This window comes from Bradyrhizobium sp. LA6.8 (assembly GCF_040547935.1).
GTDB classification, from domain to species: Bacteria; Pseudomonadota; Alphaproteobacteria; order Rhizobiales; family Xanthobacteraceae; genus Bradyrhizobium; species Bradyrhizobium barranii.
Genome location: NZ_JBEPQQ010000009.1, coordinates 212304 through 232019 on the forward strand (window position 1 = coordinate 212304; position 19716 = coordinate 232019).

Below are 19716 nucleotides of genomic sequence, written 5' to 3' on the forward strand. Positions count from 1 at the left end.
GAGGCTATCATGGGTGCCGACTTCTCACGCGTTCGTCTCGACCCGCTGCTCGACTTCGCCGGCGTGGAGCTGAAACAGGGCGCGGTGCTGCTGGACGGCGACGCCAACGAGCTGATGGCGATCCTCGATCGCAGGCTGCGTGCACTCGCCAGCGACATTCTCGACCGCGATACGGTGTCCTCGACCACCCCGGATGCATTCAAGCTCGGCGTTGCCGGCAATACGCTCGAGATCGGCAAGGGGCGGCTCTATGTCGACGGCCTGCTCGCGGAGAATCACGGCCTTGCCGATCCCGACAAGCGCCTGTTCGACGAACTCATGGCCGAGACAGTCTTCACCGACAAGCTGACCTATGAGACCCAACCCTATCTGCCGGATGCAGTGCGGCCGCCGCTGCCGACGGCCGGTCGCCATCTCGTCTATCTCGACGTCTGGGAGCGCGAGCTGACCTGGCTCGAGCGGCCGGAACTGGTCGAGATCGCCGTCGGCGTCGAGACCAGCTCGCGGCTCCAGACGGTGTGGCAGGTGCGTGTGCTCGACACCGATGCCGGCGCCAACACCAGCTGCGCGACGCCCGACGAGGACATGCCGGGTTGGACCACAGTGATCGCGCCATCGACCGGCGTGCTCACGACAGGCACGTTCGACGCAGCTCCGGTGACCGACCCCTGCGAGCTGCCGCCGACCGGCGGCTTCCGCGGCCTCGAGAACCAGCTCTACCGGGTCGAGATCCACGACCCCGGCCAGCCCGGCGGCACTGCGACCTTCAAATGGTCGCGCGAAAATGCCAGCGTCGGCTCGCGCGTCGCCAGCATGATCTCGGCCACCGAACTCGAGCTCGACAGTCTCGGGCGCGACGACGTGCTGCGTTTCAACACCGGCGACTGGGTCGAGATCATCGACGACGCCAGGGAGTTCTCGCAGAAGGCCGGCGAGATGCGCCGCATCACCGTCACCGAAGCGACCCGCCGCATCAGCTTCACACCGGCACTGCCGGGCCTGATGCTGCCGCCGGGATTCCCCAACAGCGATTGGCCGAAGCAGACCAATTTGCGGGTGCGCCGCTGGGATCAGAAAGGAAAGGTTTTCCGGACCGACGCCAGCGGCACACCGGTGCAGATTGGCGATCTCGATGCCGCCGGATCGACCGGCGTAATCAAGGTGCCCGCCGCGGGCACGACAGTCCTGCTTGAGGACGGCGTCACCGTGAGCTTCGATTCGATCGGGGCAGTGGGCTGTCGTGCCTGCGACTGGTGGGCCTTCGCCGCGCGCACGGCGGATGCCAGCGTCGAGTTGCTCGACCGCGCGCCGCCGCGCGGCATCCATCACCATTATGCACGGCTCGGCATCTGGGATGTCGGCGCCCAGGGCGTCAGCGACTGCCGCCACCCGTGGCCGCCGAAAGGCGAAGGCCACGACTGTGCCTGCACGGCCTGTGTCACGGTCGAGCAGCACGAGAGCGGCAGCTTCACCATCCAGGACGCCGTCAACAAGGTGCGCGAGACCGGCGGCACCATTTGCCTCGGCCCCGGCCGCTACGTGCTCAAAGAGGCCGTGGCGATCAAACAGGCGAAATCGGTCCGCATCGCCGGCAAGGGCCCGGCAACGCTGCTGGTGGCGCCGACCGGCGCCTTCGCCATCCAGGACTCTTTTGCGATCGCAATCGAGGACCTCGCGATCCTTTCGCTCGCACGCGACCCCACCATCGACGTCTCGACCTGCATCGGCCTCGGCCTGACCCGTCTCGCCATCGCGGCACTCGGCACCGAGAATGCACAGCTCCCGGCGGTGGTGCTGCGCGGTGTGGTTGGCGGTGCGAAGCTCGCCGAAAACGCGATCTTCGCGCCGGTTGGGATTGCGGGCGGCGCCCTCAAGGGCGTGGAGAACGGTGCCGGCTTCCTGCTGACGGCCGCGGTGACGATCGAGGAGAACGTCCTTCTGTGCCAGCGCGGCGCGATCGCCTTCGCCGACGAGGTGCTGCATCTGCTCGCCACGCGGATCGCGCACAACGAGATCATCGGCTGCACCGACACCGCCATCGCCGCGCAGGGCCTTGCGCTTCCCGGCGCCTCGCTGGCTATCGACGGCAACAGTTGCAACGTCACGGCCAACGGCATCGCCTGTGCCGCGGCGGGGCTGTGGATCGAGCGCAACCAGCTGCGCAACTGGTCGCCCGGCGATCACGTCGGCATCGGGCTGATCCCCGGGCTCGACCGCCGCAGCACCGCCACTGCGCATATCCTCGCCAACCAGATCCACGGCTTCGGCACGGCCGGAATCAAGGTGATTGCCGGAGCACAGGACCTGATCATCAAGCTCAACGCGATCGACGCCTGCGGCGCCGGGATCATGCTCGGCGGCGCGACCGACGCCGCAGCCGTCTCGATCGAGAATAACCACATCCGCAACATCGAACCGGTCACCGAGAGCGAGAACGGCACCGTGGTCGGCATCGAGGTGATCCGCGCTGACAGCGCGACGATTGCGGGCAATCTGGTTCGCGCGATCGGCCTGACGGCGGTCAAGTCCGCACTGCGCGCCGGCGTCGTCACCTTCGGCGTCAACCGGCCGCGCGTGAGCGGCAACGAGATCGTCGAGGTCGCGCCCGCCAAGGGGTTTGTCGGCACCAGCGCCGGCATCATGCTGCGCGCGCCGCAGACCCAGATCGAGGTCAATCACAACAGCGTGCAGCGCGACCTCACGCCGGGCGTGGACAATTCGGACGGCAACTGGTTCGCGCTCACCACGGCGGAGGTCAATCCGAAGGTGCCGTTCGGACAGGCCGGCGACAAGGTCGCGATCCGGCTCGGCGACGGGCGGATCCTCGCGCTTGGCGCCGACTATGCGTTCGTCAGGGCAAGCCTTGCCGCCAACGACACCGAGGGCGCGCGCGCCGGCATCATCGGCAACATGCTGGCCGCGCGCGGGCCAGCACCCGCCGTTCTGGTCGTGGCCGGCCAGGAATGCTTGTTCAACGACAACCGGGTGGAATCCGGCAGCAGAAGCGTCGCCGTTTCGCTGGAGAGCGCGGTCGCCATCATCAGCGCGAACCGGGTGCGCGGCGGCGAAAGCTCGATCCGCCTCACCGGCGCGCGGGCAGTGACCGTGATCGGCAACATCACGACCAGCAACATCATCATCCCCGGCGGCATTGCCAACACGCCGTGGGCGCCACTCAACGTGATCGGCTAATCCGCGGAGATTTCGATGCGCACCTTCATCGTTGGAGACGAGACGAAACTCAAGGCTGTCAGCGAGAAGCTGCTGCATGCCAATCTGAGCCAGGTTCGCAGCGAAGCTGCGCTAAAAGCCTTGCAGCAGGCTAATCCGCATGCCGATCTCAACAGGCTCGCGCGCGGCACCGTGTTGTTCGTGCCGGATACGCCGGGCTTCAAGGTCAGCACCACAAGCTCCGCCACCGAGGGTCCGCTCGCAGCCTTGCACGAACTCCTGGATGAGGCGCTCGGCCTCGCGCTCGAGGAGACCACAGCCGGCAGCAACGCGCGGCTAGCGGATCAGGAGCAGACCGTCAAGGCCTTCGACGACGGTGCGGTGAAGAAAGCGATCGGCGACCCCAACGTGGGCGGCCATATCCGCGAAAGCGTCAATGCCGCCAGGAAAGGCTTCGAGGCCGATCGCGAGCTTGCCGCGCGCGCGGAAAAGAACATCACCGAAGTCGGCAAGGCCGCGATCGCAAAGCTCAACGAGCTCGGCAAGCTGCTTGGATGACCTGCTGGCGTGCGGCCCTCCGGAGCCGTCACACCGCGCAATAGCGCTCCTGGATGTCCTTGTCCGCCAGCAGTGCCGCGGCGCTGCTTTGATGCACGACCTCGCCCTGGTCAATGATCACCGCCCGGTCGGCCAGCCGCAGGGCCCATTCGACGTTCTGCTCGACCAGCAGCAGTGTCTTGCCCTCGTCGCGCAGGCGGCGGAACAGCACGCCCATCTCCTCGACCAGGACGGGCATGATGCCTTCCGAGGGCTCGTCGAGCAGGATCATCTTGGGCTTTGCGATCAGCGCGCGGGCGATCGCGAGCATCTGTTGCTCGCCGCCCGAAAGCGTGACGCCCTCCTGATCGAGGCGTTCCTTCAGGCGCGGAAAGGTTTCGGCGATCTCGTCAATCGCGGCGCGCTCCTCGATCTCGCTTCCGGCCGCGACCAGGCCGAGCCGCAAGTTCTCGCGCACGGAGAGCCCGGGAACGATGCGGCGCTCCTCCGGCACATAGGCCAAACCGAGATGGAATCGCTGATGAGCGCGGAGCGGCAGCAGCTCCCTGCCCGCAAAGCGCACGCGGCCGGTGGCCTTCGGCATCAGACCCATCATCGCCCGCAGCGTGGTGGTCTTGCCGGCGCCGTTGCGGCCAACGAGAGCTACCACCTCGCCCTCCTTCACCTGCAGGGAAATGCCGTGCAGGATATGGCTGGCGCCATACCAGGCGTGGAGATCATCGATTTCGAGCAGCGCGGTCTCAGCCATAGCCTTCACTCTGTCCGAGGTAAACCCGCCGGACTTCCGGGTTGCTCCTGATCTCGTCGGGCGCGCCGTCCGCCAGCAGACGGCCGTGATGCAGCACCACGACACGCTTGGACAGGCCGAGCACCATCTTCATCTTGTGCTCGACCAGCAGCACCGTGCGCTTCTCCGCGAGCCGTTCGAGCAGCGCGACCATGTCCTTGGTCTCTTCCGGCCCCATGCCGGCGGTGGGCTCATCGAGCAGGAGCAGCTCGGGCTCGGAGACCAGCGCGATCGCGATCTCCAGCGCGCGCTGCTGGCCGTGCGAGAGGAATTTGGCCAATTCAGCGCGCTTGCCGAGCAGTCCGACCGCCTCAAGCGCCGCATCGGCGCGCGCGTTCAGCTCCGTCAGCCGGGCGCGGTTGCGCCAGATGTCGTAGCTCACGGTCAGCGCCTGCGCCGCCACGCGCACATTCTCGTGCACGGACAAGTCCGGAAAGATGTTCGTGATCTGGTAGGAGCGCGAGATGCCCTGATGCACGAAGCGGTGCTGCGGCAGGCCGTTCAGCTCGCGGTCCCTGAAGTGCAGCGTGCCCGACGTCGGGGGCAGCGCGCCGGAGAGGATGTTGAAGAAGGTGCTCTTGCCAGCGCCGTTCGGTCCGATGATCGAGGTGAGCTGTCCTGCCGCAAAGGACACGGTAATGTCTTCGAGCGCGACGAAGCCGCCAAAACGCTTGCCGACCCCCTCGACGCGAAGCAGTTCGCCGCTCATGGCCGCGCCTTTCCGATGCCGAGCGTGTCGAGCAGCGTTCCCCAGATCCCCTTGGGCAGGAACAGCACGAACAGCACGAAGATCGCGCCGACAAAAATCTGCCAATGCGGCGTCCAAAGCGAGATGACATCCTCCAGGATCAGGAAGCTCGCAGCCCCGACGAAGGGCCCGAAGAAGCTGCGGGCGCCGCCGAGCAGCACCATCATCACGATCATGCCGGAGGTCTGGTAGTGCAGAAGGTCGAGCGGCACGATCGACAGATGCAGCGCCAGCATGCAGCCGCCGAACGAGGAGATCGCGCCCGACAGCATGAACACGATCAGCTTGCTGCGCTCGACGTCATAGCCGCAGGCCCGCGCCCGCTGCTCGTTCTCGCGGATCGCCTCGATCACGGCACCGAACGGCGAATTCAGGATGCGAGACTGGAACCACATCGCCAGCGCCGCGAAGGCCATCAGCACGTAGTATTTGTTGACGGGGTCGAGGAAATTGACCTGGAGGCCGAACAGATTGATGCGATCGACGGTGAAGCCGCGCAGGCCATTCTCGCCGCCGGTGAAGGACGAGGCTTGCAGCGCGACGTAATAGACGAGCTGCGCCAGCGCCAAGGTCACCATCGAGAAATAGATGCCGCGGGTACGCGTCGAAACGATGCCGATCGCGGCGGCAAGGCAAGTGCTGAGCAGTACGGCGATCGGCACCGCGGCGAACCATGGCACGCCATAGCGGCCGATCGCAATCCCGGTGAAGTAGGCGCCGGCACCGAAGAAGGCGGCCTGGCCGAACGACAGCAGTCCCGTGTAGCCGAACAGCAGATTGTAGCCCATCACCACGACGCCGTAGATCAGGACATTGACGGCCAGCGCCTGTGACGGCAGCAGCCAGGGCAGCACGGCCAGCACCGCGATCGAGAGCAGCACGCGCTGCTCGAGAAGCCAGCCGAGCCCGCTGGACGAAGGCTTGGCGACCGCTTCGCCGCTCGATGGTGACGTCACGCGGTCCTCCCTCTGACGCCGAACAGGCCTTGCGGGCGGATCAGCAGCACAATCGCCATCAGGGCGAACATGACGATGGTCGCCATTTCGGGGGCGAACAGCGCCACCAGGCTGATGGAGATACCGACCATGAGGCCGGCCACGACCGCGCCGACGATCGAGCCGAGGCCGCCGATCACGGTCACCACAAAGGCTTCGGCCAGCACCAGCGAGCCCATCTCCGGATTGACGCTGCGCATAGGTCCAGCAAGCACGCCACCTAGCGCGGCCAGCCCGACGCCGAGGCCGAAGATCGCGAGCCAGACCCGGCCGATATCGACGCCCAGCACCTGCATGATGGTGGGGTCTCGGGCGCCCGCGCGCACGATCAGGCCGATGCGGGTCTTCTCCAGCGTCAGCCAGAGCACCAGCAGCACCACCGCCACCAGCGCGATGACGAAAATGCGGTAGCGCGGAAAGAAGCCGATGCCGAGATCGAGCACGCCGACCAGCTGCGGCGGGGTCGGAAAAGGAATGCCGTCGCTGCCGAACACGATGCGCACACCCTCGACCAGGATGTAGCTGAGGCCGAAGGTGAGCAGCAGCGGGTCGTCGATCGAGCGTCCATAGAGCCTGCGGATCAGGACGAACTCGATCAGCATGCCGAAGGCACCGATCAAAATGGGCGCGAGCAGCAGTCCCCACCAGAAGCTGCCGGTGAGCGACGCCAGATACAGCCCCGCATAGGCTCCGATCATGAACAGCGCGCCGTGGGCGAAATTCACCACCCCGAGCATGCCGAACACGATCGTCAGTCCAAGCGCAGTAATGACCAGGACCGCCCCAAGGGCGATCCCGGAGAGAAGCTGCATGATGATCAGCGACAGGTCCATCGGCCGGGCTTCAGGTCGCGTGGCCGAGCTCGCTGCAGCTGCGCAGCATTTCGTCGGAGCCGGTGTCGTTGGCGAGAATGGCGAACAAATCGTTGTCGTTCGCCATCGCGGACTTCTTCTTGGACTCCAGCACGAGCACCGACTGCACCGATTGGTGGTCGCATTTGCGGTAGTGCTGCGGGCCCTTGGTCAGATCGTATTGCAGCTTCTCCAGGGCATCTACGACCTTGTCCGTGTCGGTGCCGCCGGCGGCCTGCATGGCTGCCAGCAGCGAACCGACGCCTGAATAGCCATAAGCGCCGTAATCGGTCGGGATCGCACCGCTATTGGCGGCCTTGAACGCGGCGTTGAAGGCTGCTGCCGACTTGCTCTGCGGCTCGAGTCCCCAGTAATAGTTCGCGCCACCAACCACGCCCTCGAACACGTCAGGGCCGACCGCGAGCCGCTGGTTGTGCAGGATGACGGGTACGACGATCTTCATCTGCTGCTTGACCCCGAAATCCACCGCCTGCTTGATCGCGTTTGCCTGGTCCCGGCCGAAATTGGAGATGCAGAGCACGTCCGGCCGCATCGACATCAGGCGCGGCATGAAGGTGGAATAGTCGGCCGCGCCGAACGGATGTAGGATCTCGCCAACGTTATCAGCGCCGATCGCCGCCTGCGCGCGCTTGAAGCCGCGCAGCATCTCATGGCCATACGCATAGTCGGCGACGAGATGGGCGACCTTCATGCCCTTCTTCAGGGTCTGCCGCGCCACGGCAGCGGTCGTCATGTGCGGGTTCAGCGCCTCATGGAAGGTATATTTGCTGAAATCCTTGGCCTCGTTGATCGTGTCGGACTGGCTGATCGACACGTAGATCACGCCGCGGGCGCGGGTGACCTCGTTGACCGCGAGCTGCACCGCGCTGGAAAGCGCGCCCACCACGGCGTGGACCTTGTCCTTCTCGATCAGCTCCAGCGTCCGGGTCGCGGCCTCGCCGGCATTGAGCTTGTCGTCACGCACCAGCAGCTCGACCTTGCGGCCACCGATGCCGCCCTTGTCGTTGACGAGCTTGACGGCGAGCTCAGCGCATTTGACTTGATCGCGCGCCTCAGCAGCGAACGGGCCGGTCAGCGGCGTCGGAAAGCCGATACGGATCGTCTCGTCCGCGGCGCGGCCGAGCCGCGGCATGGCGAGCAGGGCGGCGCCGGCCGAGAGGCCAGCGAGCGCGGTGCGGCGGGATATTGTCGAGGTCGAACCGGATTTGGGCATGATTTCCTCCAACTGACTTTTTTTAGAAGCGTTTCAGGGCTTTCAGGACTTTTATGGGCGTGATCGGGATCGAATTGATCGTCGCGCCGAACGGCGCGAGCGCGTCGTTGACGGCGTTAAGCACGCAGGCGGAGGCCGCCGCCGTGCCGGCCTCGCCAACCCCCTTGGCTCCGAGCACGGTGTCGGCGGTCGGCGTCTCGACGTGGCCGATGACGATGTCTGGCATCTCCATCGGCATCGGAACGAGGTAGTCGGCGAGCGAGCCGTTCATGAGCTGACCAGTCTCGCTGTAGCGGCATTCCTCGAACAGCGCCGCACCCAGCCCCTGCACGATGCCGCCGCGAAGCTGCTCATCCACCAGCATCGGATTGATGACGCGGCCGCAATCCTCAACGATGAAATGCTTCAGCACCTTGATGAAGCCGGTCTCGACGTCGACCTCCAGCGAACAGCCCTGGATGCCGTTGGTGAAGGCGAACGGATAGCCCTGCGGAGCGAAGTGATGGCTGACAGTGAGCTGCGCCTGCGTGCCCGGTGGCAGCGTATCGGAGCGGAAATAGGCGATCCGCGCGATCTCGGAGATCGGCAACCGTTGGTTCCGGGTCACGGCGTCGACGACCTCGCCATCGATGATGTCGAGTGCCGACGGCTGCTCCTGAAGAATGAGCGCGGCAATCTCCAGAATATTGCGCTTGAGCACGCGCGTGGCCTGCAGCGCGGTCTCGCCGCCGATGCCGGCGCCACGGCAGGCCCAGGTCGCGCCGCCATGCGGCGTCACCTCGGTATCTCCCGTGATGACCTTGACGTGCTCCTGCGCAAGGCCGAGCTGATCGGCCACGATCTGGCTGATGATCGCCTCGGTGCCCTGCCCCTGCTCGGTGACCGAGATCAGGCAGCGGACCTCGCCCGACGGCGTCAGGCTGAGGATCGCGCCGTCCTGCGACGAGATGCGCGCGCCGCCGACGCCGTAGAAGGCCGGGCTGGGATTGGTGATCTCGACGAAGGCCGCAATGCCGATGCCGCGATAGATGCCGCGCTTGCGCAAGTCGGCCTGCTCGGCGCGCAACGCTTCATAACCCATCATCTCGTGCAGGCGGTTCAGGCAGGCCTGATGCGACAGCGCCTCGAAACGGTACCCGGTCGGCGATGTCTGCGGATAGGCATCGTCGGCGATGACGTTCTGCGCGCGGATGGCGAAAGGATCGAGGCCAACCTTGGCCGCCGCCATGTCCACGAGCCGCTCGGTGACGGCGCAGGCGATGGGATGGCCGACGGCGCGATACTGGCTGGTCTGCACCTTGTTCTGGAAGATCACCTCCAGCGTGGCGCGATAGTTCTTGAAACGATAGGGCGCGCCGATCAGGCGGATCACCTGGTTGCCCTCGACCACGCTGGTGCGCGGATAGGTCGAGAACGCCCCGATCGCGGTCAGGTCCAGCACGTCCATCGCGAGAATTTCGCCCTTGGCGTCCACCGCCATGCGGGCGCGGACGCGGTGATCGCGAGCATGAATGTCGGAGACAAAGGACTCGATACGATCGGCGACGTATTTGACAGGACGGCCGAGTAGGATCGAGAGACCGACCACCGCCATGTCCTCGTGATAGACATGCAGCTTCATCCCGAAGGAGCCGCCGATGTCTGTCGCGATCACGCGAACGCGGGCCTCGGGAATGCCATAGTGGCGCGAATAGAGATCCTGGAACTGGTAGGGCGTCTGCGTCGCGTGATGCACGGTGAGTGCGCCGGCGGCGGGATCGTAGTCTGCAACGATGGCGCGCGGCTCCAGCGTCACCGCGGTGTGGCGGCCGAAGGAGAACTCTTCTTCCACCACGTGCGCGGCCTGCGCAAAGGCGTCGTCAACGGCGCCATTGTCGAGCTGGGCCCGGAAACAGGTGTTATTGACACTGCCGCGATTGATCAGCGGGCCACCAGCCTCTCGTGCACTGTCGATATCGACGACGACAGGGAGGTCCTCGTAATCGATCTCGATCAGCTCCAGCGCATCTTCCGCAATTGCCCGGCTCTCGGCGACGACGGCCACCACAGCCTGCCCGGCCCAGACCACGCGGTCGAGCGGCAATGGCAATTGCGGAGCCGACGTCATGCCCTTGAAGTGATCGAGCGTGCCGGTCCAGGGCGTGCAGATCTTTGCGAGATCCTCGCCAGTGGCAACGAGATGCACGCCTTCGAGTGCTCGCGCCTGTCTGGTATTGATGGCGACGATCTTCGCGTGCGCATGCGGACTGCGCAGGAACGCGGCATAGAGCATGCGCGGCAGGCGGAGGTCGCTGACATAGCGACCGCGGCCGGCGAGCAGCCGCTTGGCGTTCGGGCGCGGCACGGAGCGGCCGATATAGGAATTCGGGCGGTCGAGCGAGGTCAGCGGCGCGCTCATGTCGCGCCTCCATTTTCATTGCGCGCTTTGGCCACCGCGTCGATGGCGTCCACGATCGCCTCATAGCCGGTGCAGCGGCAGTAATTGCCCGACAGCGCGTCGCGGATTTCGTCGCGGCTCGGCCGCGCCACATGCGAGAGCAGTTCATGGGCATTGACCAGCATGCCCGGCGTGCAGAAGCCGCATTGCAGCGCGTTTCGGCGATGGAATTCGGCCTGGAGATCGGCGATCACGCCGCTCTCGGTAAGACCTTCGATGGTATTGATCTTGGCGCCATCGGCCTGCACTGCAAAGATCAGGCAGGAGTGCACAGCGCGGCCGTCGAGCTGCACCAGGCAGGCGCCGCAGGCCCCCATCTCGCAGCCCGCATGCGTGCCGGTCAGTTCGAGCGCGTTGCGCAGGCAATCGACCAGCGTCTCGCGCGGCGCCACCTCGCAGGCGACCTTGCGGCCATTGACGACGAAGCGGACCTGCACGGTCTCGTCGGGGTCGTCCAAAATGGTTTCGTCAAAACCGCTCATGCGCCCTCACCCAGACGTCCGAGCAGGCGGCCGAGCAGCACGCGGGCGAGATGCAGCCGCATCGCCGGCGGCACCTCGTCGCTGTCGGGCGGCGCGAGATCGCTTTCGAGCGCCGCTTGTGCGGCGGCGATACGTTCGGGATCCAGGTTCGAGCCGATCAGGGTTGCCTCAGCGCCCTTCACCCGCGTCGGTGTATTGCCGACCGAGAAGAAGGAAATGCGGATGTCGTCGATGCGTTCGGCTGTGAAAGTCGCAAGCATGCCGCACCCGACCAGAGCATAGTCCCCGCGCCGGCGCGCCAGCTCGTCGAACGCAAAACGCTGATCGGCCTTGAACAACGGAACGTAGATCGCGGTGATCAGCTCACCGGGCCGCAATGCGGTCTCGAACAGTTCGACGAAGAAGTCGTCGGCTTTCACACGCCGGCTGCCGGAAGGGCCGGCGATCTCGATCTCGGCATCGAGCGCCAGGGTCATCGCCGGGAATTCGGAGGCAGGATCGGCGAGCGCGACGCTGCCGCCAATGGTGCCGCGGTTACGGATCGCGGGATGGGCGACAAAAGGCGCAGCAGCATGCAGCAGCGGCGCGAATTCGGCGATTAGCGGCTCGCTCAGCATCTCGCAATGGCGCGTCAGCGCGCCGATGCGCAAGTAACCGCCTTCGCGCCAGACGCCGCGCAGCTCTTCGATGTGGGTGATGTCGATCAGCAACCGTGGCGCTTGTAGCCGCAGCGACAACGCCGGCACGAGGCTCTGGCCCCCTGCAATGAAGCGCGCGTCATCGCCGGCGCGGGCATGAGCATCCAGCGCCTGGTCGATCGTCGCAGCACGAAAATAGCTGAAAGCCCTCGCCTTCACCGCCGTTTCCTCGAGATCCGTCGGCTCATCAGCCGGGATGCCAGATTTGTAACCATCTGGTCTCAAAATCCTGACACGCTGCCGAGAGGCGGTCAACAGGAAATGACCATTTGGTCACAAATGCACCTTTAGGCTAAGAAGGCAGCCGGAGATTGCTAAACAGCGACGAAATGGCCCGAAAAGCGCAGAAACCAGCGAAGCGACCGGTCCGGAAGCGGACGGACACAGGCAGCAAGTCCGCGCCAAAGCGCCGCAACATGCGTGCGGCCGACCGCGAGCGTGCGATCGTGGACGAGGCGATCCGCTTCTTCGCCGAGCATGGCTTCGAGGGCCAGACCCGCGAACTGGCAAAACGCATGGGCATCACGCATTCGGCGATCTATCGCCACTTCCCGAGCAAGGAGGCGCTGATCGAGCGGGTCTACCAGGAGGTCTATCTCAGCCGCTGGTCGCCCGACTGGGGGCCGATGATCCGCGACCGAACCTTGCCGCTCGAGGCGCGGCTGACGCGCTTCTATCTCGACTATGTCGAACGCGTATTCGAGTACAATTGGGTGCGGATCTTCGTCTTCTCCGGCATGAAGTCGTTCGGCATCACCGGCCGTTATCTCGACATTGTCCGCCGCGAGATCATCGAGCCCGCGGCGGCCGAGCTGCGCCACGATTTGAAGCTGCCCGACGCGAAATCCCATCCGCTCAGCGAACGCGAGACCGAGCTGTTCTGGGGCCTGCACGGCCGCATCTTCTATCTCGCCATCCGCAAGTTCATCTACGAGACGCCGATCCCGCCCGATCTCGACGCGATCGTCCGCGACGCCGTCCAAACCTTCATGGACGGCGCGAAGATGACGATGCCGAAGCTGCTGGTGAGCGGCTAGTTACTTCGCGAGGCTTGGCAGATCGAGGCCCTTGTCACGGGCACAATCGATCGCAGTCTCATAGCCCGCATCGGCATGGCGCATCACGCCGCTGGCGGGATCGTTCCACAGCACGCGCTCGATCCGCTTGGCCGCTTCCGGCGTGCCGTCGGCGACGATCACCATGCCAGCATGCTGCGAGTAGCCGATGCCGACGCCGCCGCCGTGATGCAGCGAGACCCAGGTCGCGCCGCTGGCGCAGTTGAGCAGTGCGTTGAGCAGCGGCCAGTCGGACACCGCATCCGATCCGTCCTTCATCGCCTCGGTCTCGCGGTTGGGGCTCGCCACCGAGCCGCTGTCGAGATGATCGCGGCCGATCACGATCGGCGCCTTCAATTCGCCACGTGCCACCATCTCGTTGAAGGCAAGGCCCAGGCGATCTCGATCGCCGAGGCCGACCCAGCAAATCCGCGCCGGCAGGCCCTGGAACTTGATGCGTTCTTTGGCCATATCGAGCCAGTTGTGCAGATGCTTGTCGTCAGGCATCAGCTCCTTGACCTTGGCGTCGGTCTTGAAGATGTCCTCGGGATCGCCCGACAGCGCAGCCCAGCGGAACGGCCCGACGCCGCGGCAGAACAGAGGACGGATATAGGCGGGAACGAAACCGGGGAAATCGAAGGCGTTCTTCAGGCCCATGTCCTGCGCCATCTGGCGGATGTTGTTGCCGTAGTCGAGCGTCGGAATGCCCTGCGCATGGAAATCCAGCATGGCCTGGACGTGCTCGACCATCGACGTCTTCGACGCACGCTCCACCGCCTTCGGATCGGCGGCGCGCTTGGTTTCCCAATCGGCGAGCGTCCAGCCCTTCGGCAAGTAGCCGTTGATCGGATCATGCGCGCTGGTCTGGTCGGTGACGATGTCGGGTTTGACGCCGCGGCGCACCAGCTCAGGGAAAATCTCCGCGGCATTGCCGAGCAAACCGACCGATATTGCCTTCTTGGTCCTCGCCGCCTCTTCCATGATCGCCAACGCCTCGTCGAGCGTCGCGGCCTGCCGATCGAGATAGCCGGTGCGCAATCGCATCTCGATGCGGCTCGGCTGGCATTCGACCGCGAGCATCGAGGCGCCCGCCATGGTCGCGGCCAGCGGCTGCGCGCCGCCCATTCCGCCGAGACCGGCGGTGAGAATCCATCTTCCCGCGAGGCTGCCGCTATAGTGGCGCCGGCCGACCTCGACGAAGGTCTCGTAGGTACCCTGCACGATGCCCTGGCTGCCGATATAGATCCAGGAGCCCGCCGTCATCTGGCCGTACATCATCAGGCCCTTGCGATCGAGCTCGTTGAAATGGTCGAGCGTGGCCCAATGCGGCACAATGTTGGAGTTCGCGATCAGGACGCGCGGGGCATCGGCATGGGTGCGGAAGACACCGACCGGCTTGCCGGACTGGACCAGGAGCGTCTCGTCGGCTTCGAGCTTGCGCAAGGCCGCCGTGATGCGGTCAAAGCTCTCCCAGTCGCGCGCGGCGCGGCCAATGCCGCCATAGACGACGAGCTCGCTCGGACGCTCAGCGACGTCAGGATCGAGATTGTTCATCAGCATGCGCAGGGGCGCTTCCGTCAGCCAGCTCTTGGCGCTGATGTCGCTGCCGCGGGGCGCGCGGATGGTGCGGTCATTGTCCAGTCGGCGGTTCATGCGGAGCACCTCTTTAGTCAAGTCTCGGGAACGGATCGGTTGGAAGCGCCGCGATCGCCACGGCCGGTAACGCATCGGCTTCGATCAGCGTAGCCGCCTTGGCGAGATCGCCGGCCATGTAGCGATCGGCACCGAGCGCGGGCACATGCTCGCGAAGCGCAGCGATGACGGCAACGAGTGGCGCGCTGGTCGCATGCGGCGCACGCAGCGTGATGCCTTGCGCTGCGACCAGAAGCTCGATGCCGAGGATGGCGGCGAGGTTATCGGCCATATCCGAGAGGCGACGCGCGGCGTGCGCGGCCATCGAGACATGGTCTTCCTGGTTGGCGCTGGTCGGAGTGGAGTCGATCGAGCAGGCAGCCGCACGCTGCTTGTTCTCGGCGTAGAGCGCGGCGGCCGTGACCTCGGCGATCATGAAGCCGGAATTGATGCCGGGGTCCGGCGTCAGGAACGGCGGCAGACCGAAATTGAGCGCGGGATCGACCAGCGTCGCGATGCGCCGCTCGCTGATCGCACCGATTTCCGACAGCGCCAGCGCGATCGTATCGGCGGCAAAGGCGACCGGCTCGGCGTGGAAATTGCCGCCGGAGACGATCTCGCCGGTCTCGACCAGAACGAGCGGATTGTCGGTGACGGCGTTGGCTTCGACGATCAGCGTGCGCGCGGCCTGCGTGATCAGGTCGAGCGCGGCGCCCGCGACCTGCGGCTGGCACCGCAGGCAATAGGGATCCTGCACGCGCTCGTCACCTTCGAGATGCGACAACCTGATATCGCTGCCGTCGAGCAACGCGGTCAACGTCGCGGCCGCAGCGATCTGTCCGACGTGACCGCGCAACGCCTGAATTTCGGGGCGGAACGGCGCCGTCGAGGCCATCGCAGCATCGACCGACAGCGCGCCGGTGACGAGCGCGGCGCGAGCCAGGCGAAACGCGCGCAGCACGCCGGAGACGGCGTAGGCGGTCGAGAACTGCGTGCCGTTGATCAGCGCGAGCCCCTCCTTGGGACCGAGCGTCAGCGGCGCGAGACCGGCGACGGCGAGTGCCTCACGGCCGGAGACAGTCTTGCCATCGACGATCGCCTGCCCCTCGCCGATCATCACCGCCGTCATATGCGCGAGCGGCGCAAGATCGCCGGAGGCGCCGACCGAGCCTTGCTGCGGCACCAGCGGATAGACGTCCTGCGCCAGCATGGCCTGCAACTGCTCGATCACCTCGCGACGCACGCCGGAGGCGCCGCGGCCGAGCGAGACGATCTTCAGCGCCATCATCAGCCGTACGATCGGCCCCGGCGTGGCCGGGCCGACGCCGCAGCAATGCGAGACGATGAGGTTGCGCTGGAGCAGCGCGGTCTGGTCGGGCGGAATGCGCTTCGAGGCCAGTTTTCCAAAACCGGTATTGATGCCGTAGACCGGCGCGGCGGCATGCGCTGCCTTTGCGACGATCTCCGCGGCCGCCTCGACGCCCGGCCAGAATGACGGATCGAGTACGACGGATTGTCCCTTGAGCACGCGCGCGAGATCATCGACGCTGACAGCTCCCGGCTTGACGACGATCGCCGCGCCCTGTTCCGTCACTGTCCCCTCCACACCCGGCGATGCAGCGGATTGAAGCCGATGCGGTAGACGAGCTCGGCGGGCCGCTCGATGTCCCAGATCGCGAGATCGCACCACTTCCCTGCTTCCAGCGTGCCGGTCTCATTGAGCACGCCGAGCGCACGCGCGCCTTCGCGGGTAACACCAGCGAGGCATTCGGCCACCGTCATCCGGAACAGCGTTGCGCCCATGTTCATCGAGAGCAGGAGCGATGTCAGCGGCGAGCTGCCGGGATTGCAGTCGGTCGCGAGCGCCATGTGGACGCCGTGCCTGCGGAACGCCTCGACCGGCGGCTTCTGCGTCTCGCGGATGAAATAGAAGGCGCCGGGCAGCAGCACGGCGACTGTCCCGGCCTTCGCCATCGCGGCAGCGCCGACCTCGTCGGTGTGCTCGAGGTGATCGGCGGAGAGCGCCGAGAATTTTGCGGCGAGCGCAGCACCGCCGAGGTTCGACAGCTGGTCGGCATGGAGCTTGACCGGCAGCCCAAGCGCCCTCGCCGTCTCGAACACCCGCGCGGTCTGCTCGGCCGAAAACGCGATACCTTCCATGAAGGCATCGACGGCATCGGCAAGACCGGCCTTTGCGACGGCCGGCAGCATCTCATGACACACGAGATCGATGTAGCGATCCTTGTCACCGCCGGCCTCCACAGGCAGCGCATGCGCCCCGAGAAAGGAGGTGCGGATCGCAACCGGCCGCTGGCGGCCGAGGACGCGCGCCGCTGAGAGCTGGCGCATCTCGGTCTCGACATCGAGGCCGTAACCGGACTTGATCTCGATGGTGGTGACGCCCTCGCCGATCAGCGCATCGAGCCGCGGCAGCGCGCTTGCAACGAGCTCGGCCTCGCTCGCTTGGCGCGTCGCGGCCACCGTCGAAACAATGCCACCGCCGGCGCGCGCGATCTCCTCGTAGCTCGCGCCCTTCAGGCGCAACTCGAATTCATGCGCGCGGTTGCCGCCATAGACGAGATGGGTGTGGCAGTCGACGAGGCCGGGCGTGATCCAACGCCCCTCGCAATCGATCCGCTTGATCGCGTCCGCATCACCAGGGAAATCCGCCGCTGCGCCCGCATAGGCGATATGGCCGCCGCGCGTGGCGATCACGCCATGCTCGATCTCGCCGAGATCGGGACGGTCGGCCCGCATCGTGGCGAGCCGGGCGTTGTGCCAGATCCGGTCGAAGCGCTCTGCCATGCAATGGTCCCTTCGTGGGATGCTTGACTTATATGTCTAGACATATAATCGTGGGGCGGTTCTGTCCAGCCGGCGTGTAATCATGACCCGACTGCATTTCGCCTCCGCGCTCCTGCCTTCGGGCTGGGCCAATGACGTGCAGATGGTGATCAACGCCGGCGCGATCGCCGAGGTGACGCCGGGCGTGGCGCCGGCCGCCGGCGACGAGCGTCATGGAATTGCGCTGCCGGGGTTGGCGAGCCTGCACAGCCACGCATTCCAGCGCGGCATGGCGGGGCTGGCCGAACTGCGCGGCGATAGCACCGATACGTTCTGGACCTGGCGCGACACGATGTATCGCTTCGCGCTGACGATGACGCCGGACGATGTCGCCACCGTTGCGACGCTGTTGTATGTCGAGATGCTCGAACAGGGCTTTACCCGCGTCGGCGAATTCCACTACCTCCACCACGATCGCGACGGTTCCCCTTATGCCGACCTCGCGGAAATGGCTGCCCGCATTGCACAGGCCGCCGAAGCTTCCGGCATTGCGCTGACGCTGCTGCCGAGTTTTTATGCGCACGGCTCCTTCGGTGGCGCCGCACCGCATGCCGGACAACGCCGCTTCATCTGCTCGGTCGATCAGTTCGCCGCGCTGATGGCAGCATCGCGCAAGGCGATCGCAAGCTTACCGGGCGCCGATATCGGCATCGCGCCGCACAGTCTGCGTGCTGTGGCGCCCGACGAGCTCGCGGCGATCATTCCGCTCGCCGATGGCGGGCCGGTGCATATCCATGCCGCCGAGCAGGTGAAGGAAGTCGAGGATTGCCTGGCCTGGTCGGGACGACGGCCGGTGCAATGGCTGCTGGAACACGCGCCGCTCGATCAACGCTGGTGCCTCATTCACGCGACCCATACGACGAATGAGGAAGTCATCGCGTTCGCGAAGACCGGTGCTGTGGCGGGTCTTTGCCCCATCACGGAAGCGAACCTCGGCGACGGCATCTTTCCGGCGCGCGAATTCGTCGACGCCGGCGGCGCGTTCGGTGTGGGCACCGACTCCAACGTGCTGGTCGGCGCAGCCGACGAGCTGCGCCAGCTCGAATATGGCCAGCGTCTCAAGCATCGCGAGCGCAACGTGCTCTCCGGCGGCGCAGGCCGCTCGACGGGACGTACGCTGTTCGATCATGCGCTCGCCGGCGGTGCGCGCGCGCTGGCACAGGCCGCGGCTGGCCTCAGGCCCGGCGCACGCGCCGATATCGTCACGCTCGACACCGCACATCCGTCGCTCGCGGGACGTTTGCGCGACGCCGCCATCGACGGTTGGATTTTTGCCGGAGGGACCGGCGCGATCGATTGCGTCTGGGCCGGCGGCCACAAGGTCGTCGAAGGCGGACGACACAGACTGCGACAGGCCGCGCGCGAGCGCTTCAACGCAGCGGTGCGGAGGCTCGTCGCATGAGCCTGGCCACCAATGCCGCCGACCAGCCGACGCTCTACAAGCGCATCCGCGCCGATATCGAGAAGCGCATCCTGACCGGCGAATGGCCGCCCGGGCATCGTATCCCGTTCGAGCACGAACTGGTCGCGCGTTACGGCTGCTCGCGCATGACGGTGAACAAGGCGCTGTCGGAGCTCGCGCAGGCAGACCTGATCGAACGGCGGCGCCGCGCCGGCTCCTTCGTACGCCGGCCGCAGCATCTGTCGGCGGTGCTGAAGATCGCAGACATTCGCGCCGAGATCACCGCGCTTGGCCGCGGCTACGGCTACGAGCTGATCGGGCGCAAGCTTCGCGCGGCGACCGCCGCCGACCGCGAGCGTCTTGGCGTCAAGAAGGCCGGAAAGGTCGTTGCGATCACCTGCCGGCACAGCGCCGACAAGGTGCCGTTTGCCGTCGAGGACCGACTGATCGATCTGTCGTCCGTGCCGGATGCAGCGACCGCGGATTTCTCGCGCGAACCGCCCGGCTCGTGGCTGCTTCATCATGTCCCATGGACGGAAGCCGAGCATACGATCAGCGCCATCGTTGCGGACGATCGCACGGCGGAAGCGCTCGACATCGCCGTCGGCGCGCCTTGCCTCGTGATCGACCGCTATACCTGGCGCAGCGCGCGCACCATCACCGCGGTGCGCCTGCTCTATCCCGGTGACTCTCACCGCCTTGTCGCCCGATTCAAGGGAGGCTGAGAGAACGATGTCGGCACAAATCGTGCAACGCTTCGGGCAACGGTCCATCAGGACCGAATGATCAACAGGGACGTCAATCCATCGATCGGCAAGAGGA

General features: G+C 65.9%; 16 protein-coding genes. 5 read left to right on the forward strand and 11 right to left on the reverse strand.

All coding sequences use genetic code 11. The features are described 5' to 3' along the window. The first annotated feature begins 9 nt into the window (after positions 1-9). Together ABIA90_RS35200 and ABIA90_RS35205 are read left to right on the forward strand one after the other, a co-directional pair. Positions 10-3192: a DUF6519 domain-containing protein gene (locus ABIA90_RS35200; protein ID WP_354120358.1), complete on the forward strand. Its 3183-nt coding sequence runs from the start codon at positions 10-12 to the stop codon at positions 3190-3192. A gap of 15 nt (positions 3193-3207) precedes the next feature. Further along, on the forward strand, positions 3208-3729 hold the full coding sequence (locus ABIA90_RS35205; protein ID WP_354120357.1) for a hypothetical protein: 522 nt from the start codon (positions 3208-3210) through the stop codon (positions 3727-3729). 28 nt (positions 3730-3757) lie between these two features. On the opposite strand, the gene ABIA90_RS35210 is transcribed toward ABIA90_RS35205, so the two are convergent. From ABIA90_RS35210 to ABIA90_RS35245, 8 genes are read right to left on the reverse strand one after another with little or no spacing between them, the layout of a single operon-like run. After that, positions 3758-4477 carry an ABC transporter ATP-binding protein gene (locus ABIA90_RS35210; protein ID WP_354120356.1) on the reverse strand — a complete coding sequence of 240 codons (720 nt, stop codon included), beginning with the start codon at positions 4475-4477 and terminating at the stop codon, positions 3758-3760. Then, the gene (locus ABIA90_RS35215; RefSeq protein WP_354120355.1) at positions 4470-5225 is read right to left on the reverse strand and encodes an ABC transporter ATP-binding protein; all 756 of its coding nucleotides are present in this window, start codon (positions 5223-5225) and stop codon (positions 4470-4472) included. The genes ABIA90_RS35210 and ABIA90_RS35215 overlap by 8 nt, the downstream gene beginning before the upstream one ends. Then, complete coding sequence (locus tag ABIA90_RS35220; protein ID WP_354120354.1) at positions 5222-6220, reverse strand: branched-chain amino acid ABC transporter permease; 999 nt, start codon at positions 6218-6220, stop codon at positions 5222-5224. The genes ABIA90_RS35215 and ABIA90_RS35220 overlap by 4 nt, the downstream gene beginning before the upstream one ends. Further along, positions 6217-7092, reverse strand: a complete 876-nt coding sequence (locus ABIA90_RS35225) for a branched-chain amino acid ABC transporter permease (RefSeq protein ID WP_354120353.1) — start codon at positions 7090-7092, stop codon at positions 6217-6219. Before ABIA90_RS35225 ends, ABIA90_RS35220 begins: the two co-directional genes overlap by 4 nt. A 10-nt stretch (positions 7093-7102) precedes the next feature. After that, complete coding sequence (locus tag ABIA90_RS35230; protein WP_354120352.1) at positions 7103-8344, reverse strand: ABC transporter substrate-binding protein; 1242 nt, start codon at positions 8342-8344, stop codon at positions 7103-7105. Between the two features lie 22 nt (positions 8345-8366). After that, complete coding sequence (locus tag ABIA90_RS35235) at positions 8367-10742, reverse strand: xanthine dehydrogenase family protein molybdopterin-binding subunit (protein ID WP_354120351.1); 2376 nt, start codon at positions 10740-10742, stop codon at positions 8367-8369. Then, complete coding sequence (locus tag ABIA90_RS35240; protein ID WP_354120350.1) at positions 10739-11263, reverse strand: (2Fe-2S)-binding protein; 525 nt, start codon at positions 11261-11263, stop codon at positions 10739-10741. The genes ABIA90_RS35235 and ABIA90_RS35240 overlap by 4 nt, the downstream gene beginning before the upstream one ends. Then, entirely contained in the window at positions 11260-12120 is an 861-nt protein-coding gene (locus ABIA90_RS35245) for an FAD binding domain-containing protein (RefSeq protein ID WP_354120349.1), read from the reverse strand. Before ABIA90_RS35245 ends, ABIA90_RS35240 begins: the two co-directional genes overlap by 4 nt. 257 nt (positions 12121-12377) lie before the next feature. Here ABIA90_RS35245 and ABIA90_RS35250 point away from each other — a divergent pair, with 257 nt between their 5' ends. Next, positions 12378-12998: a TetR/AcrR family transcriptional regulator gene (locus ABIA90_RS35250; protein ID WP_028170512.1), complete on the forward strand. Its 621-nt coding sequence runs from the start codon at positions 12378-12380 to the stop codon at positions 12996-12998. Here ABIA90_RS35250 and hutU read toward each other — a convergent pair whose 3' ends face one another. From hutU to hutI, 3 genes are read right to left on the reverse strand one after another with little or no spacing between them, the layout of a single operon-like run. After that, positions 12999-14669: a urocanate hydratase gene (hutU, locus tag ABIA90_RS35255; protein ID WP_354120348.1), complete on the reverse strand. Its 1671-nt coding sequence runs from the start codon at positions 14667-14669 to the stop codon at positions 12999-13001. Positions 14670-14682: 13 nt separating this feature from the next. Continuing rightward, the gene (hutH, locus tag ABIA90_RS35260) at positions 14683-16242 is read right to left on the reverse strand and encodes a histidine ammonia-lyase (protein WP_354120347.1); all 1560 of its coding nucleotides are present in this window, start codon (positions 16240-16242) and stop codon (positions 14683-14685) included. Next, positions 16239-17453 (reverse strand): imidazolonepropionase, encoded by a 1215-nt coding sequence (gene hutI / locus ABIA90_RS35265; RefSeq protein ID WP_354120346.1) that lies wholly within the window; start codon positions 17451-17453, stop codon positions 16239-16241. Before hutI ends, hutH begins: the two co-directional genes overlap by 4 nt. A gap of 82 nt (positions 17454-17535) precedes the next feature. Here hutI and ABIA90_RS35270 point away from each other — a divergent pair, with 82 nt between their 5' ends. Further along, on the forward strand, positions 17536-18894 hold the full coding sequence (locus ABIA90_RS35270) for a formimidoylglutamate deiminase (RefSeq protein ID WP_354120345.1): 1359 nt from the start codon (positions 17536-17538) through the stop codon (positions 18892-18894). Beyond that, positions 18891-19619, forward strand: a complete 729-nt coding sequence (hutC, locus tag ABIA90_RS35275; RefSeq protein WP_259256555.1) for a histidine utilization transcriptional repressor HutC — start codon at positions 18891-18893, stop codon at positions 19617-19619. The genes ABIA90_RS35270 and hutC overlap by 4 nt, the downstream gene beginning before the upstream one ends. Positions 19620-19716: the final 97 nt, after the last annotated feature.

Excerpts from the sequence above, each read along its gene's own strand:
- hutC (WP_259256555.1), top strand. The coding sequence starts at position 18,891 with ATGAGCCTGGCCACCAATGCCGCCGACCAGCCGACGCTCTACAAGCGC.
- ABIA90_RS35240 (WP_354120350.1), bottom strand. The coding sequence starts at position 11,263 with ATGAGCGGTTTTGACGAAACCATTTTGGACGACCCCGACGAGACCGTG.
- ABIA90_RS35210 (WP_354120356.1), bottom strand. The coding sequence starts at position 4,477 with ATGGCTGAGACCGCGCTGCTCGAAATCGATGATCTCCACGCCTGGTAT.
- ABIA90_RS35200 (WP_354120358.1), top strand. The coding sequence starts at position 10 with ATGGGTGCCGACTTCTCACGCGTTCGTCTCGACCCGCTGCTCGACTTC.
- ABIA90_RS35235 (WP_354120351.1), bottom strand. The coding sequence starts at position 10,742 with ATGAGCGCGCCGCTGACCTCGCTCGACCGCCCGAATTCCTATATCGGC.
- ABIA90_RS35205 (WP_354120357.1), top strand. The coding sequence starts at position 3,208 with ATGCGCACCTTCATCGTTGGAGACGAGACGAAACTCAAGGCTGTCAGC.
- ABIA90_RS35225 (WP_354120353.1), bottom strand. The coding sequence starts at position 7,092 with ATGGACCTGTCGCTGATCATCATGCAGCTTCTCTCCGGGATCGCCCTT.
- ABIA90_RS35215 (WP_354120355.1), bottom strand. The coding sequence starts at position 5,225 with ATGAGCGGCGAACTGCTTCGCGTCGAGGGGGTCGGCAAGCGTTTTGGC.
- hutU (WP_354120348.1), bottom strand. The coding sequence starts at position 14,669 with ATGAACCGCCGACTGGACAATGACCGCACCATCCGCGCGCCCCGCGGC.
- ABIA90_RS35270 (WP_354120345.1), top strand. The coding sequence starts at position 17,536 with ATGACCCGACTGCATTTCGCCTCCGCGCTCCTGCCTTCGGGCTGGGCC.
- ABIA90_RS35250 (WP_028170512.1), top strand. The coding sequence starts at position 12,378 with ATGCGTGCGGCCGACCGCGAGCGTGCGATCGTGGACGAGGCGATCCGC.
- ABIA90_RS35230 (WP_354120352.1), bottom strand. The coding sequence starts at position 8,344 with ATGCCCAAATCCGGTTCGACCTCGACAATATCCCGCCGCACCGCGCTC.
- hutI (WP_354120346.1), bottom strand. The coding sequence starts at position 17,453 with ATGGCAGAGCGCTTCGACCGGATCTGGCACAACGCCCGGCTCGCCACG.